The organism is Pseudomonas sp. R11F (assembly GCF_050312575.1).
In the GTDB taxonomy this organism is placed as follows: Bacteria; Pseudomonadota; Gammaproteobacteria; order Pseudomonadales; family Pseudomonadaceae; genus Aquipseudomonas; species Aquipseudomonas palleroniana.
On record NZ_JBNPJU010000020.1, the window covers coordinates 77,290 to 91,890 of the forward strand.

At 62.6% G+C, this 14,601-nt stretch carries 12 protein-coding genes; 10 read left to right on the forward strand and 2 right to left on the reverse strand.

What is annotated here, in order from left to right:
- Positions 1-10: 10 nt before the first annotated feature.
- From cbiE to ACQRBV_RS06145, 4 genes are read left to right on the forward strand one after another with little or no spacing between them, the layout of a single operon-like run.
- Positions 11-1,216 carry a precorrin-6y C5,15-methyltransferase (decarboxylating) subunit CbiE gene (gene cbiE, locus ACQRBV_RS06130; RefSeq protein WP_411985109.1) on the forward strand — a complete coding sequence of 402 codons (1,206 nt, stop codon included), beginning with the start codon at positions 11-13 and terminating at the stop codon, positions 1,214-1,216.
- Entirely contained in the window at positions 1,213-1,938 is a 726-nt protein-coding gene (locus tag ACQRBV_RS06135; RefSeq protein ID WP_411985108.1) for a cobalt-precorrin-6A reductase, read from the forward strand. The genes cbiE and ACQRBV_RS06135 overlap by 4 nt, the downstream gene beginning before the upstream one ends.
- Positions 1,939-1,994: 56 nt before the next feature.
- A complete protein-coding gene (locus ACQRBV_RS06140; RefSeq protein ID WP_104995393.1) occupies positions 1,995-2,327 on the forward strand; it encodes a type II toxin-antitoxin system RelE/ParE family toxin in 333 nt (110 codons plus the stop codon).
- A gap of 5 nt (positions 2,328-2,332) precedes the next feature.
- The gene (locus ACQRBV_RS06145; RefSeq protein WP_046485680.1) at positions 2,333-2,656 is read left to right on the forward strand and encodes a DNA-binding protein; all 324 of its coding nucleotides are present in this window, start codon (positions 2,333-2,335) and stop codon (positions 2,654-2,656) included.
- Between the two features lie 64 nt (positions 2,657-2,720).
- Here the strand turns inward: ACQRBV_RS06145 and ACQRBV_RS06150 are convergent, their stop codons facing one another.
- Complete coding sequence (locus ACQRBV_RS06150; RefSeq protein WP_104995392.1) at positions 2,721-2,972, reverse strand: DUF6124 family protein; 252 nt, start codon at positions 2,970-2,972, stop codon at positions 2,721-2,723.
- 515 nt (positions 2,973-3,487) lie between these two features.
- Here ACQRBV_RS06150 and ACQRBV_RS06155 point away from each other — a divergent pair.
- The 5 genes from ACQRBV_RS06155 (at position 3,488) to ACQRBV_RS06175 (ending at position 8,458) form a co-directional block, all read left to right on the forward strand.
- Entirely contained in the window at positions 3,488-3,883 is a 396-nt protein-coding gene (locus tag ACQRBV_RS06155) for a DUF2946 domain-containing protein (protein ID WP_244701804.1), read from the forward strand.
- Positions 3,884-3,929: 46 nt separating this feature from the next.
- Complete coding sequence (locus ACQRBV_RS06160; RefSeq protein ID WP_060755042.1) at positions 3,930-4,412, forward strand: copper chaperone PCu(A)C; 483 nt, start codon at positions 3,930-3,932, stop codon at positions 4,410-4,412.
- An 11-nt stretch (positions 4,413-4,423) separates the two neighbouring features.
- The gene (locus ACQRBV_RS06165; protein WP_411985107.1) at positions 4,424-4,813 is read left to right on the forward strand and encodes a DUF2946 domain-containing protein; all 390 of its coding nucleotides are present in this window, start codon (positions 4,424-4,426) and stop codon (positions 4,811-4,813) included.
- Positions 4,814-4,908: 95 nt separating this feature from the next.
- Positions 4,909-6,969 carry a TonB-dependent copper receptor gene (locus tag ACQRBV_RS06170; RefSeq protein WP_411985106.1) on the forward strand — a complete coding sequence of 687 codons (2,061 nt, stop codon included), beginning with the start codon at positions 4,909-4,911 and terminating at the stop codon, positions 6,967-6,969.
- A gap of 115 nt (positions 6,970-7,084) precedes the next feature.
- Entirely contained in the window at positions 7,085-8,458 is a 1,374-nt protein-coding gene (locus tag ACQRBV_RS06175; protein WP_411985105.1) for a PepSY-associated TM helix domain-containing protein, read from the forward strand.
- On the opposite strand, the gene ACQRBV_RS06180 is transcribed toward ACQRBV_RS06175, so the two are convergent.
- Positions 8,453-13,039, reverse strand: a complete 4,587-nt coding sequence (locus tag ACQRBV_RS06180; RefSeq protein ID WP_411985104.1) for a DUF4329 domain-containing protein — start codon at positions 13,037-13,039, stop codon at positions 8,453-8,455. The two genes, ACQRBV_RS06175 and ACQRBV_RS06180, sit on opposite strands and share 6 nt — an antisense overlap.
- A 260-nt stretch (positions 13,040-13,299) precedes the next feature.
- Here ACQRBV_RS06180 and urtA point away from each other — a divergent pair, with 260 nt between their 5' ends.
- Positions 13,300-14,565, forward strand: coding sequence for an urea ABC transporter substrate-binding protein (gene urtA, locus ACQRBV_RS06185; RefSeq protein WP_104995386.1), 1,266 nt, complete (start codon positions 13,300-13,302; stop codon positions 14,563-14,565).
- The last annotated feature ends 36 nt before the right edge of the window (positions 14,566-14,601 follow it).

The following is a 14,601-nucleotide window of genomic DNA, read 5'->3' on the forward strand; positions in this document are numbered from 1 at the left end:
AGGAATTCATATGTCGCCCTGGCTGACGGTTGTAGGCATCGGTGAAGACGGTTTCAAGGGGCTGGGCAGGAATGCCCGGCATGCCCTGTTGCGCGCCACGCGGATCATAGGCGGCCAGCGCCAGCTGGACCTGTTGCCGGTATGCATTCGGGGTGAGCGCCAAGCGTGGCCAAGCCCGTTTTCCCTGGAGCCGGTGCTGGCTCGGCGTGGCGAACCGGTGTGCGTGCTGGCCAGCGGTGATCCGATGTTCTATGGCGTGGGCGCCAGCCTGGCGCGGCAGGTGCCGGCGGCAGAGTTGCTGATAGTGCCGGCGCCGTCGTCGGTGTCGCTGGCGGCGGCGCGATTGGGCTGGCCATTGCAGGAAGTGGTGACGTTATCCGTGGTGGCCCGGCCCTTGGCGGCGCTGAATATGCACTTGGCCAGCGGCGCGCGGTTGCTGGTGTTGAGCAACGACGGTCGCAGCCCTGCTGCGATCGCCTCGTTGCTGGCTGAATCCGGGTTCGGGCCCAGCCGGTTGAGCGTGTTTGAACACCTGGGCGGCGCGGACGAGCGGCGTATCGACGGTTTGGCGGCTGATTGGCAACAGGCTTCAGTCGCCGATTTGAACCTGGTCGCCATCGACTGCGTAGCCTCCTGCGCAACACCCCGCCTGTCACGCCTGGCGGGCCTGCCCGATTCCGCCTTCAAGCACGACGGTCAATTGACCAAGCGCGACGTGCGCGCCATGACCCTCGCCCGCCTCGCGCCGATGCCCGGTGAACTGCTGTGGGATGTGGGCGCGGGCAGCGGCTCCATTGGTATCGAATGGATGCGTGCGCACCCCAGTTGCCGTGCGCTGGCGATTGAAGCGGATGAAGGTCGCCAGGGCCTGATCGAACACAACCGCGATGCGCTGGGCGTGCCTGGGCTGCAACTGGTTCGCGGCAAGGCGCCCGAGGCGTTACGCGGCCTGGAGGCACCGGACGCGATCTTCATCGGCGGCGGCGTCACTCGCGACGGCGTGCTCGAGACCTGCTGGCAACACCTGCGCCCCGGCGGGCGACTGGTGGCCAACGCAGTGACCCTGCAAAGCGAAATGACCTTGATGAACTGGCGCGCCCAGCATGGCGGCGAGCTGACCCGCGTCCATGTGGCGCAGGCGCAGCCGCTGGGCGAGTTCGATACCTGGCGCCAGGCATTGCCGATTACCTTGCTGGACGTGGTCAAGCCGCTATGAAACGCATCTTGCTGCTGGGCGGCGTGACCGAGGCGCTGGCAATTGCGCGGACTCTGGGGCCAGAGCATATCTACAGTCTGGCCGGAGTGGGCCGCGTGCCGACGGACCTCACGTGCCAGGTGCGGGTTGGCGGCTACGGCGGGGCCGAGGGCTTGACGACGTTTGTTCGGGACGAGGGAATTGGTCTGATTCTCGACGCGACCCATCCCTACGCGGCACAGATCAGCCGCAATGCCGCCGAGGCTGCACAGTTGAGTGGCATCCCTTGCTGGGCGCTGCGGCGTCCGGCATGGCAGCCGCAGGCCGGGGATGATTGGCGTGAGGTCAGCGATTGGGCCGACTTGATCACCGCCCTGAAACCCTTCAAGCGCCCCCTATTCACATTGGGCCGCGAACCGTTGCAGCACCTCGATGAAATCCCGGTTGACCAGTTCTGGACACTGCGCGCGCTGGACGTGTATCCGGGGAATGAGCGGTGTGAAGTGATCGGCGCGCGTGGGCCGTTTTTGATCGAAGACGAACGCGCGTTGTTTGAACGGCGCGCGATTGATGTGTTGATCAGCAAGAACAGCGGTAGCGCAGCGACGGAGCCGAAGCTGGAAGTAGCGCGGGAGCGAGGTGTGCCGGTGCTGGTGTTGAAGCGGCCGGTGTTGGCTCTAGTAGAGCGCGAATTCTTGTCGCCTGAAGAAACACTCATCGCATTGGCAAATTTCATTCGATAAGTCAGGATTGCTCGCTTGCTTGATTAGTAACCTATTTGTTACCTTCAGGACGGCTGATGATTGAGATTGAAGAATACCGACGCGATAACCAGTCGAGCCCGTTCGATGAATGGTTTTCATCTTTGAGTGTATCGGCGGCAAGCAGGGTTTCCACGGCGTTGGTTCGACTTGAAATGGGTAACACCAGCAACATCAAGTGGTTCGATGGGATCGGCGAATACCGCATCGACTGGGGGCCTGGCCTAAGAATCTATCTCATACAAGAAGGTCAACGACTAATCATCCTGTTCGGTGGTGGAGACAAGTCCACTCAGAAGCGCGATATCAAAGCCGTAAAGTCGCTGGTTATTGAGCATCAGCGTTGCAAGAAACTGGAACAAAAGAGGTGACCCGCATGGCGCTAACCCGCAGCTACAAACACACCATCGCCGAACGTGCTCAGCGCGACCCTGAATTTGCCCAAGCGCTCCTTGACGAGGCAGCTACGCTGTTTCTCAATGGTGAACCGGAAATTTCACGCGTGATTCTGCGTGATCTAGTTAACGCAACGGTGGGTTTCGAGGGACTTGCGAAAGAAACCGCCAAACCGAGTAAAAGCCTGCACCGAATGCTGTCAGCCAGTGGCAACCCAAGCATGGATAACCTTGCGGCGATTTTTGCGGTGATTAGAAAAGCCTTGGGCGTTGATATGCAGGTCCACGGAGTTCCAACTGCATAATTTACAGCTCCACGTCACTAATCGTTCCTCCGGGTGAACGCAGGAACGATTTGACATAAGGCTTCTAACTCATCGTAGGCATTGTTTGTCCAACACCGTCGTGCACGCGATGCGCAAGCAACTGCGCCAACTCAATCAACTGCGCAACGCCCAGCAACTCCTCTCGTTTCGAGCCTTCCAGGTTAAACGCAATATCGCAACTCAGTGCATTGGCCGAGGCGAGTGTTTCGCTGAGGTTGACCAACAGGTCTTCGGTGCTGATTTCATCGGCCACGGTGAAGAGCCGGATGGGGGGATTTGGGGTGGGTTTAATCATTGTGAAGCTCCTTAGAAAAGTGGAGCTGCCACTGATTCGCCGCGACGCGAGGGGGTGGCAGCTGTACGCAGGTTCGCGGACCGGTCCTAAGGCAACCCGGCATACCCGAAGGTATCCCGCGCACAGCCACCATTGCGCCGCACAGTAGACGATAAAAAAGCATCAACTGAAAGCAGACGATAGTGCTTTTGCTCTTAGAAAATCCGGGCCGCGACGCCCGACCGCTGAGTTCACAGCGGTGTACGGAGACTAGAGATCGAGTGTCCTAGGGGCAACCTCAAAGACTTGTCGGATATTCCCGCGAAAGACGTTCAAATTCAGGCCCAGAGCCTGAGGCGCACCAAACACCGCAAGTCCCACATTCAAACTGCGCAGCTTAGAAAATCGGCGTCCAATCGATTCCCCGTCTATCCTCAAACCCGGCACTGCGACACCAAACCACACCGCCCCTTTTTACTTATCCCCCCCGATCAGGCTAAATACCCTGATCGTTAAACCCCTACGGATTGTCCGCCATGGCCCGTCAACGCTTTGCAATTGTGTGGATCGCCTGCCTTGCAGTGCTGTTCAACGCCTTTGCCATGCCGATGGCCGGGGCGATGCAACAGTCCCAGGACCCCGTGCAGCAATTGCTGTGGGGCAGTTTCTGCTCCTCCAATGGCGCCAGCCTGAAGACCATTGCCCTGGGCAAACTGGAGATTCCGGCGCCGCAGCAGGACGATCACTCCGCCATGCAGCACTGCTGGTGTTGCTCGGGCTCGGCGCCGTTGGTGGCGCTGCCGGGGCATGTGCCGCAGTTGTATGTCACCCGGTTCGACGCCGCGCAGAGCTTGCCGGCGCCTCGGCTGCAAACCCCAACCCCGCGCCAGCAATGGCCCAGCCTCAACCCTCGCGCCTCTCCAACGGCCTGATGTCTTCGCAAGTGAACTGCGTTTAGAACCGTTCTGGAGAACTGCCATGCTCAAATCTTCCCTGCTTCTGGCTGCGTTGCTGTTGCCGGTGTTCAGTGCTGCCAACGCCGAGGACTACAAGGCCGGCGACTTGCTGGTCAGCCAACCCTGGTCCCAGGAGTTGCCGCCCAATGCGCCGACCGTCGCGGCGTACTTTGTGATTCATAACACCGGTGAAACGCCGGACCGCCTGCTCAGCGTGCAAACGCCGGTGGCGGACAAGGCCGAGTTGCATGAGCATGTGATGCAGGGCGACTTGATGAAGATGCAGCAAGTACCCAGCGTGGCGGTGCCGGCCAAGGGCGAGCTGACCTTCGCACCGATGGCCTATCACGTGATGTTGCTGGGGCTCAAAGACCGCAGCCTGTTGACCGATGGCAAGCAGTTCCCACTGGTATTGACCTTCGAAAAAGCCGGCAAGGTGCAGGTACAGGTCTCGGTGCAGAAAGCACCGCCGATGGCCGGCCACGAGCATAAGCACGCCCAATAGGCTGACACGCAATGGGCGCTCCTCGCGCCAGGCTATCGGTACACCGCCGCGTGAAGCGCGGCAGTTGGATCAGCCTGTTCGCCATGTTGATGATCTTTATCGGTCCGCTGATCTCTCAAGCGATGCCGATGGATCATCACGCCGGTATGTCGATGAGCATGCCGATGGAGCATGGCCAAGCCCATCACAAAAAAGCACCTGACGAACACCACGCACTCTGGGCCAAGTGCGGCTATTGCGACCTGCTCTTCAGCTGCCCGGCGCTGCCCGGCAGCGTTTCGCCGGTGCTGCTCGATCCCCCGCCGCCCGCCAACGCCCTCACCCCCGCCACGCGCCTGGGCCATGCCCGGCAGAACATCTTCCCCGGCGCCCGCAGCCGCGCCCCACCCGTCCCTGCGTAAGCGCACCAAGCACCGTTACTTCACCCCGGCCGACTTTAGACAGACAGCCGCAGGCTGCTGGCCGTGTTGTTTACGAATGATTGATGGAATTTTTCATGTCCAGGTTTTCTGCTGACTCCCGTTTGGGACGCTCCCCCGTTTTCGCCGTTCTGTGCGGCGCACTGCTGGTTCCACAGGCCCATGCCGACGAGCACGAGTTGAGCCCTACCGTGATCACCGCGATCGCGCCGAGCTCGCCGCTGACGGTCATCACCAACCCGAAAGACCCGCGCCAACCGGTGCCCGCCAGCGACGGTGGCGACTACCTCAAGACCATCCCCGGCTTTGCCCTGGTGCGCAATGGCGGCACCAATGGCGACCCGGTGCTGCGCGGCATGTTCGGCTCGCGCCTGAACATCCTCACCAACGGCGGCATGATGCTCGGCGCCTGCCCCGGGCGGATGGATGCGCCCACCTCGTACATCTCGCCGGAGACCTACGACAAGCTGACCGTGATCAAAGGCCCGCAAACCGTGCTCTGGGGCCCAGGCGCATCGGCCGGCACGATCCTGTTCGACCGCGAACCCGAGCAGTTCGGTGAGCTGGGCACGCGGGTCAACGCCAGCGTGCTGGCCGGTTCGAATGGGCGTTTCGACAAGGTCATCGATGCAGCCGCCGGCGGGCCGCTGGGCTATGTGCGGGTGATCGGCAACCAGGCCCACGCCGATGATTACAAGGACGGCAACAACAAAACGGTCGCCTCGCGCTACGACAAGTGGAACGGCGACGTGGCCGTCGGTTTCACGCCCGACGCCGACACCCTGCTGGAACTCACTGCCGGGCGCGGTGATGGGGAAGCGCGTTACGCCGGGCGCGGCATGGACGGCTCGCAGTTCCTGCGCGAAAGCCTGGGCCTGCGTTTCGAGAAATCCAACATCGGCGAAGTGCTGGACAAGGTCGAAGCCCAGGTCTACTACAACTATGCCGACCACGTGATGGACAACTACAGCCTGCGCGTACCGTCGGGCACCGGAATGATGGCCGGGCCGATGGCCTCCAACGTCGACCGTCGCACCCTCGGCGCCCGCATCAAGGCCACCTGGCGCTGGGCCGATGTGCAATTGATCAGCGGCCTGGACGCGCAAACCAATGAACACCGCCAGCGCAGCAGCATGGGCATCGACACGTACAAGGATCTGCCGCGCAACAAGGACGCCAACTTCCACAACTACGGCGTGTTCGGCGAACTGACCTGGTACGCCGCCGACCGCGACCGCCTGATCACCGGGGCACGCCTGGACCGCGCCTCGGCCAAGGATTTCCGCCAGACCACCGGCTCGGGCATGATGTCCCGCCCCAACCCCACCGCCGACGACACGCGCGCCGATACCCTGCCCTCGGGCTTTGTGCGCTACGAGCACGATCTGGCTGACACACCCACCACCGTCTATGCTGGCTTGGGCCACGCCGAACGTTTCCCGGACTACTGGGAACTGTTTTCCCCCAACACCGGCGCGGCCGGCTCGGTCAACGCCTTCGATGGCGTCAAGCCTGAGAAAACTACCCAACTCGACTTCGGCGCGCAATACAAAACCGCCGATCTGGAAGCCTGGGCCTCGGGTTACATCGGCCGGGTGCAGGACTTCATTCTGTTCGACTACAGGCCGGGCATGATGGGCACCACCTCCCAGGCACGTAATATCGATGCACGCATCATGGGCGGTGAACTGGGCGCAGCCTACAAGCTGACGCGTAACTGGAAGGCCGACGCCACCCTCGCCTACGCCTGGGGCAAGAACAGCAGCGATGGCAAGGCACTGCCGCAAATGCCACCGCTCGATGCCCGTTTCGGCCTGACCTACAGCGAAGATGACTGGAGCGCCGGCGCCTTGTGGCGGGTGGTCGCGGCGCAGAATCGCATCGCCCCGAACCAGGGCAACGTGGTCGGCAAGGACTTCGACAAGAGCGGCGGCTTTGGTGTGTTCTCGCTGAACGCCGCATACCGCATCAATAAGAATTTCAAGGTCAGCACCGGCGTCGACAACCTGTTCGGCAAGGCTTATGCCGAGCACCTGAACCTGGCCGGTAATGCCGGGTTCGGCTACCCGGCCAACGACCCGCAAGCCCTCAAGGAGCCGGGGCGCACCCTCTGGACCAAAGTCGACATGAGCTTCTGACCGCCTCGCGGCCAGCCCCCTCCCACATTTGCAATGCATTCCAATGTGGGAGGGGGCTGGCCCCCGATTAGCGGCCTACCTGACACAAAAAAACCAAAGCCTTGCGGAGCCCCTGATGTCCACTCAAAAAGTTTCCTTCTACAACCTGGCCTGGCGCTGGCACTTCTACGCCGGCCTGTTCGTCGCCCCGTTCATGGTGTTGCTGGCCCTCACCGGCATCATCTACCTGTTCAAACCCCAGCTCGACCCGCTGATGTATGGCGACCTGCTGACCGTGCCCAGCGCCGAGCATGCCCTGAGTGCCGATGAGCAATTGCAACGAGCCCAGGCCGCGTTCCCCCAGGCCCGGATCAGCAAATACCTGCCACCGGCCGACGCCACCCGCAGCGCACAGTTCGTCATGCACAACGACGGCCGCGAAGTGACGGTATTCGTCGACCCGTATCGTGGCACCGTGCTCGGCCAACAGGACGCCAAATACAACCTGCAAGCCATCGCCCGTGCCCTGCACGGTGAGCTGATGATCGGCACCGTCGGCGATCGCCTGGTGGAACTCGCCGCCGGCTGGGGCGTAATGCTAGTGGTGTCGGGCCTGTACCTGTGGTGGCCGCGCGGCAAGTCGGCGGCCGGTGTGTTGTGGCCTCGGTTGAATGCACGCGGCCGGGTGTTCTGGCGCGATATGCATGCCGTGGTCGGTTTCTGGGGCGCCGCGTTTCTGCTGGTGATGTTGCTCAGCGGCATGACCTGGACCGGCTTCTGGGGCAAGCAGTATGCGCAGCTGTGGAACCGCTTCCCGGACGCAATGTGGAACAACGTACCGCAGTCCGACCAGCAGGCACACACCCTCAATACCGCCAGCCAACAGACCGTGCCGTGGGCCGTGGAAAACACCCCCATGCCGATGTCCGGCGACCATGCCGAACACATGAACCACGGCGCCATGCATACAGGCCCAGCCGCACCGGCGCTGCGCCTGCAACAAGTGGTCGACCTGGCCAGCGCACGCAAGGTCGAGCCCGGCTACAGCATCACCTTCCCCACCACGGCCACCGGCGTGTTCACGGTCGCGGTATTCGCCGACGACCCGCGCAACGACGCCACCCTGCATGTGGATCAATACACCGGCAAGGTCCTGGCCGATGTGCGCTGGGAACACTACAACAACGTCGCACGCGCCACCGAGACCGGCGTGATGCTGCACGAGGGCAAGATGTTCGGCGTGGTGAACCAGATCATCGTCTTGCTGATCTGCCTGATGATTCTGCTCAGCGCGGTCAGCGGCCTGGTGATCTGGTGGAAGCGCCGCCCAGCAGGCGGTTTAGGGGTTCCGCCGCTGCGCCATGACCTGCCCAGGTGGAAAACCGCAATGGTGATTATGTTCGGCCTGGCGCTCCTGTTCCCGCTGGTGGGGGTTTCACTGGTATTGATGTGGGCCCTGGACCGGCTGGTGCTGTCACGGTTTTTCTGGCAAAGCGCGAGCGGCTCATAGCTCGTCTTTGGTCGGTACCAGCACCACCTCGCCGACCGAGGAGGCCAGGTCCGCGCCGAGTTTTCCGCGCAGACGCCAGAACGCCGACGGGTGAATCACCCGCAACTCACCGAGGCGCGCCAGTTCCAGAACCACATGGGAGGGCGCTGGCGCATAAGCGGTGTAGCCGCCGGCCTGGGACCATTTGAGGCCGGCGTCCAACAGGTTGTACTCATCGTTGCTGAAACTCGGCAGGTAGCTCAACAGGGCACCATCGCGTGTGGTCAGGTACAGCGCGTTGATCGCCACCCCGGCACTCTTCAAGGTGTGGACGTAGAAACCCACTTCACGCCACGAGACGAAGGACCTGCGGTAATTGTCTTCACTCGCCCTTTCAGGCTGGTCGAGCCCGTCGTGAAACACCAGGTGCGCGGCGCAGAACCGGTAGCCATCAGGCAGCTGCGGCACCCTGCGGGCCGGGCCGATGCCCTTGAAAGCCTGGGGGAACAAGCGCTCGGCGACCAGGGAAGGGTAACCCTGGTCCTGCGTTGAGAGGACCGGTTGGTAGCCACTGCCCGCCGTGTTTTTCAGCTGCGCCCCCAGGTACTGTTTGCCGGCAAACTGCCCCGCCAGTTCATGGATATGCAGCGCCGCATCTTCAGTATGGATGTACACCGGCCCCAGGCTCAGGGTGTGTTCGTCGGGTGCCGGCACACCCTGCGAACGTCCCGGTTGCCACTGGCTGTCCACCACGCCAAGGCCCGGCCAGTTGTCACTGGAGCGCAGGATGCGCAAGTCGCCGGCCGCCGCCATGCGCCGGATGAAATCGCGCGGGCTCAGCACCCGTGCGTGCAAATCCGACAGGTCGCGGTACTGAACAAACCGATCGTTGACCACCACGAACTTAAGCAAGGCGCCGTCGGCACAGAAGATGTACAACGGCAGGCTGGCACGCTCTCGGGTGCCACGGACCTGATACAGCGCATCCTTGAGGTCGTAGGGCGAAAACAGCCCCTGAAAAATCTCGTCGCCACTGATGGTGACGCCACGGGGACGCAACTCGACAGGCTGCGAAACGCAAAAGTACAGCCCGGCCATGGCGTAGCCACGCGGGTAACCCGCGTCACTGAACACCCGTTGATGGGCGAACCGCGCACCACTGTCCTTGATTGGCAAGGTCGCGACGAAGTGACCGTCCTGGGACTTGAGCAGATAACCGATCTGCAGCTCGTCGCACGTCGTCAGCGCCTGGGACAACGACCGCGCAGCATCGTCCAATTGAGTACAGAGCGGGCCAAACGCCGGGTCATGCCGCGCTCGTACATAACCGCGCTCGGCGCTCTGCGGCGTGGCGTAAGGCACCCAACCCGACACCGGCCCTGGCGCGCCCCACAGCGCGCTACCCAGCACCACGTCCAGGGAGAACGAGGCGGCGACCCGATTGACGTACTCCACAGGCGTCAACTCGCCGGAACGCAACGCGCATTCAGTCTCGCCATAGAGCCAGTCGCGACGGTTGTGCGGGCGCTTGACCAGGTTGGCCTGAGTGATCAGCGGGTATTTGACCCGGGCCGTCGCCAGCAGGCGGATCAGCGAGCCGTCCTGGCCCAGCGAATAGTGCGTGATGCCCTTGTGGCCCTCGCTCATCGCGTGGGCCAGCAGCCGGGTGGAAAACATGTTGCTGTACACCGTGGCCTGCTCGCTCGTCAGCAGGAACGGCATCCGCATCACCGGACGCGAAGAGTAATAGGCCACCAGCTTGCAGCGCTCAGGGTAAAGCCCACGGGCCACCAGCTCATCGGGAAACAGCCAGCTCTGCTCCAACGCCTCATCGGCAAGCCACAGGGGTTCGCTGGCGATGAACCAGCCGTCATCGCGACGCAGAATCGCCCCGCCATAGCTTCTTGTGCCGCCCCCTCGTGACATTCTGCTGCACACGTAGCGGGCGGCATCGTCCATCGACAGGAACGCCGCGCTCATGTGCCGACGCGGCAGATGCGCATAAGCCTCCCAGGTGGCCGAGACGATACCCGGGCGGTCCCAGCAGGGGCTGGCGGCAACCACCCGCAACTCACCGGCGGCAGCCACCTTGCGCACGAACCCAAGCCCGTCCAGGGTACCGAAACTCAACTTGGCCTTGATCTGCTCGACGCTGTCACCGCTGCTCTCGGCCTCGAACAGACCACGGGGCGAGGACGAGCGGTAACTCAACAAGGCACCTTCCGGCGGCGCGATATAAATCGTCGCACCACGGCTCGATGAAGGAATCGCGGTGCGCCCCTCGATGATGGCCGTGCTCAAATCATCGGGCAGGATAAACAGCCGCTCCAGCCATGCCGTCGAACCGCTACCAGGCGTTTGCCGGGTGTAGTACAAACCCTGGCAGGCAAAGCCTTCAGGCACCGGGTTGGCGGACACGCCCGGCAGCGACAGCAGCGGGGTTTTCTGCGTGACCGGCACCCACTCGCTGGCGACATATTCCTCACGGCTCTGGTGTTTGAAGATGAACGCAAAGAACACGTTGGCATAGCGCGGGTAGGCGCGCTCCGGTTGCCGATGCTGCAGGTCCAGGGCCGCAGCGTCGGCGCTGGCGAACACGGCGCCATAACTCAACGCGTCGGGCCGTTGAAACTCCAGCACCCGCACGAACGGCGCCCAATCCGTCTCGACCTTTTCCGCCGGCCCCCACAGCTTGCTGGCGGTCATCACGCGCAGAGTGCCAGGCTCGGCCAGGATGCGCACAATATCGGCAGGCTTGATCGCGCCGCTGTCCAGACGTTGGGCGATCGGGCTCATGCCGCCGGAAGCCGGTGTCTGCCACTGCTGGCGCCAGGCCGCCGTCGCCTCGCCCGGCTGGAACGCGATCAGGCTGTCCTGCGTTCCCGAGAGGTAGCCCGGACAATGGGATTGCAGGATGGCCTGTATATCCAGGTCGCTGAACATCTGCGCATGCAGCTCGGCTTCCTGGTGGCTCCACTTGAGTCGTGTGCCCTGGGCGCGGTCAGTTTTCCACAATGCCTCGCGCGACCCATATCGCGCATGCAGGCGATGGCCGGCGTGCAGAACGATCAGGCCACCTTGGCGGTCCTTCGGGTAGCCGCCATCCAGCGTGAACGGGCTGCCCTGAGCCCGTACCGGGTCAGTGGCCACGAAACGCCCGTCGCTGCGCTGCAGGATCAACCCGCCATAGGTCGGACCGCGTTGCTCGTCAATGTGCAGGTGCACATGCCGGGCGGCGTCGTCGGCCGATAGAAAAGCCTGCTTGAGCGGCATCAGTACGCGGTTCGAATAGGGGCGCCAGTGTGCGTCGACCACTCCGGGGCGATCCCACAGGGCACTGGTTTTTTCCACCGTCAGCTCGCCGGCCCTGGCCACGCGCAGCACATAGTCGCGCGTCAGCAAAGCGCCGCCGGCCAACTGCGCCTGCAAGCCCTGATCACGAACCGCACCATCGGCCTCAGTCGCAAACAGCAGTGACTCGTCCGCCGAGCCGGAGAAGCGATAACGCAACAGCGCCTCATCACGCAAGCGAATAAACAGCGAGGCGCCCAGGGTCGAAGGCTGTGCCAGCGCATAGCCACGAAACTGGGCAATGCACTGCGCCAGCTCCAGCGGGCTGATGAAGTTCTTGTACAACCAGGCTTCCAGCTCGGGATAGTTGCCAGGCAAGGGTCGCGAATGCAGGTACACACCGTGCAGGTGAAAGCCTTCCGGCAGGGGCGGCAGCTGCTTGAGCTGAGCGGGCGGTTGCGGTTCGGCGGCGGTATACAGGCCTTTGACGCTGTGCTGTAACACCAGCACCTGCTGTCGTACGGTGGGTTGGCGCTGGATACGCGTCCAGGCGTGTGCCAGCGCCTGCTCCTGGCGGGTGAAGACCGGGCCACACGGCATGGGCAGCGGCGCCGCGCTGAAGGGCTGATAGGGTTGCCAATCGGCAGGCACGTCCCCTACCGATCCCCCCCAGTTGGGGCTGGAAAGCAGAAATCGCAGGGTGCCGACCGCGGCGAGTTTTTTGAACACCCCTTCGAGGCTGCCGTCATGGGCATGCGGCGAGTCCCACGGGCCGCTCTCGGACAACCACCGCGCATACTGCGCCTCCTCCTCCGAGTGGCTGACCTGATAGCGCAGCAACGTGCCGTCCGGGCCGGACAGATATGCATAGGGCAGCGTCAGCCGGTCTTGCTGGGTAAGGATCACATCCGGAATGGAATAGAAGCTCATGAAGGCCTTGACCTGCTGCACCGTAAAGCGCGGGTTCTTCTTCTGGGTGTCGGCCTGGGTGTCGGGGTGCGAATGCAACGTCGCAACCAGCGTATAGCCGTCCGGCTGGCGGTATTCGCCATCGGCACTGATGCGGTCGAGCAACAGCGTGAAGTCGAACGTCGTCGGCCGATCCGCCCGGGGCTCGGTGCCGACATACAACTGGTCCGCTTGACGCTGCAGGATTACGCAACCGTACTCCTTGTCGTGCTGGTTGCCGATACGCTCATGAAGATAGCGCGCCACGTCGTCAGCGCTGATGAACGCCGGGGTCAAGGCACCCAGCTTGGCGTGCCCCTGGGGCAACGCGGCGCGTTTATCGCGTGAAAAAGAATCGTCCATGGGGGCTCCTTGGGTGTGTGTTCGAATGTCCCGACATCCTGAACACCCCAACCTGACCAAGGCGTTAGATAGTTAATCGTCCCGCACCATCACTGTGCAACGCGTGAACCCGCCTTGAAAGCGAGCGCCGATATAGTGCACGCCCTGCGCAGCGAACCCGCGCCCGAGACGTTGATTGTGCAGGCGGACAAAGCGGGCATGCCCCTTGCAAAAGCCCTGTCATCTGTCCAACAAAAACTCGGGTTCACGGAGAACGCACCATGAAGCGTCGCAGCTTGATCAAGGCTTTCACTCTTTCGGCATCCATTGCCGCCATGGGCCTGACCTGGACCGTACAGGCCGCCGAGACCATCAAGGTCGGCATCCTGCACTCTCTGTCCGGCACCATGGCCATCTCCGAGACGTCGCTCAAAGACATGGCGCTGATGACCATCGATGAGATCAACGCCAAGGGCGGTGTGAACGGCAAGATGCTCGAACCGGTGGTCGTCGATCCGGCGTCGAACTGGCCGCTGTTCGCCGAGAAAGGCCGACAGTTGCTGACCCAGGACAAGGTCGCCGTGGTGTTCGGCTGCTGGACTTCGGTGTCGCGTAAATCCGTGTTGCCGGTGTTCGAAGAACTCAACGGCCTGCTGTTCTACCCGGTGCAATATGAAGGCGAAGAGATGTCGCCCAACGTGTTCTATACCGGTGCGGCGCCGAACCAGCAGGCGATCCCGGCCGTGGAATACCTGATGAGCGAAGAAGGCGGCAGCGCCAAGCGCTTCTTCCTGCTGGGCACCGACTACGTCTACCCGCGCACCACCAACAAGATCCTGCGCTCGTTCCTGCATTCCAAAGGTGTCGCCGACAAAGACATCGAAGAGGTCTACACACCGTTTGGCCATGCCGACTACCAGACCATCGTAGCCAACATCAAGAAGTTCTCCGCCGGCGGCAAGACTGCGGTGATCTCCACGGTCAACGGCGACTCCAACGTGCCGTTCTACAAGGAACTGGCCAACCAGGGCCTGAAAGCCACCGAGGTGCCTGTGGTCGCGTTCTCCGTCGGTGAAGAAGAACTGCGCGGTATCGACACCAAACCGCTGGTGGGCAACCTCGCTGCCTGGAACTACTTCCAGTCGGTGGAAAACCCGGTGAACAAGAAATTCGTCGCCGACTGGAAAGCCTATGCCAAGGCCCACAACCTGCCGGGCGCGGATAAAGCAGTGACCAACGACCCGATGGAAGCCACCTACGTGGGCATCCATATGTGGGCGCAGGCCGCGGAGAAAGCCAAGTCCACTGACGTCGATAAAGTGCGCGAAGCCCTGGCCGGCCAGACCTTCGCCGCGCCGTCGGGCTTCACCCTGACCATGGACAAGACCAACCACCACCTGCACAAGCCGGTGATGATCGGCGAAATCCAGGCCGATGGGCAGTTCTCCGTAGTGTGGCAAACCAATGAGCCAATCCGTGCTCAACCGTGGAGCCCGTACATCCCGGGGAATGACAAGAAGCCGGATTACGCCGTCAAGAGCAACTAAGCCCGCGGTACTGATCGCTCCCACGCTCTGCGTGGG

Coding starts and splice junctions, on each gene's coding strand:
- urtA (WP_104995386.1), top strand. CDS start 13,300: ATGAAGCGTCGCAGCTTGATCAAGGCTTTCACTCTTTCGGCATCCATT.
- ACQRBV_RS06135 (WP_411985108.1), top strand. CDS start 1,213: ATGAAACGCATCTTGCTGCTGGGCGGCGTGACCGAGGCGCTGGCAATT.
- ACQRBV_RS06140 (WP_104995393.1), top strand. CDS start 1,995: ATGATTGAGATTGAAGAATACCGACGCGATAACCAGTCGAGCCCGTTC.
- cbiE (WP_411985109.1), top strand. CDS start 11: ATGTCGCCCTGGCTGACGGTTGTAGGCATCGGTGAAGACGGTTTCAAG.
- ACQRBV_RS06175 (WP_411985105.1), top strand. CDS start 7,085: ATGTCCACTCAAAAAGTTTCCTTCTACAACCTGGCCTGGCGCTGGCAC.
- ACQRBV_RS06165 (WP_411985107.1), top strand. CDS start 4,424: ATGGGCGCTCCTCGCGCCAGGCTATCGGTACACCGCCGCGTGAAGCGC.
- ACQRBV_RS06155 (WP_244701804.1), top strand. CDS start 3,488: ATGGCCCGTCAACGCTTTGCAATTGTGTGGATCGCCTGCCTTGCAGTG.
- ACQRBV_RS06145 (WP_046485680.1), top strand. CDS start 2,333: ATGGCGCTAACCCGCAGCTACAAACACACCATCGCCGAACGTGCTCAG.
- ACQRBV_RS06180 (WP_411985104.1), bottom strand. CDS start 13,039: ATGGACGATTCTTTTTCACGCGATAAACGCGCCGCGTTGCCCCAGGGG.
- ACQRBV_RS06150 (WP_104995392.1), bottom strand. CDS start 2,972: ATGATTAAACCCACCCCAAATCCCCCCATCCGGCTCTTCACCGTGGCC.
- ACQRBV_RS06170 (WP_411985106.1), top strand. CDS start 4,909: ATGTCCAGGTTTTCTGCTGACTCCCGTTTGGGACGCTCCCCCGTTTTC.
- ACQRBV_RS06160 (WP_060755042.1), top strand. CDS start 3,930: ATGCTCAAATCTTCCCTGCTTCTGGCTGCGTTGCTGTTGCCGGTGTTC.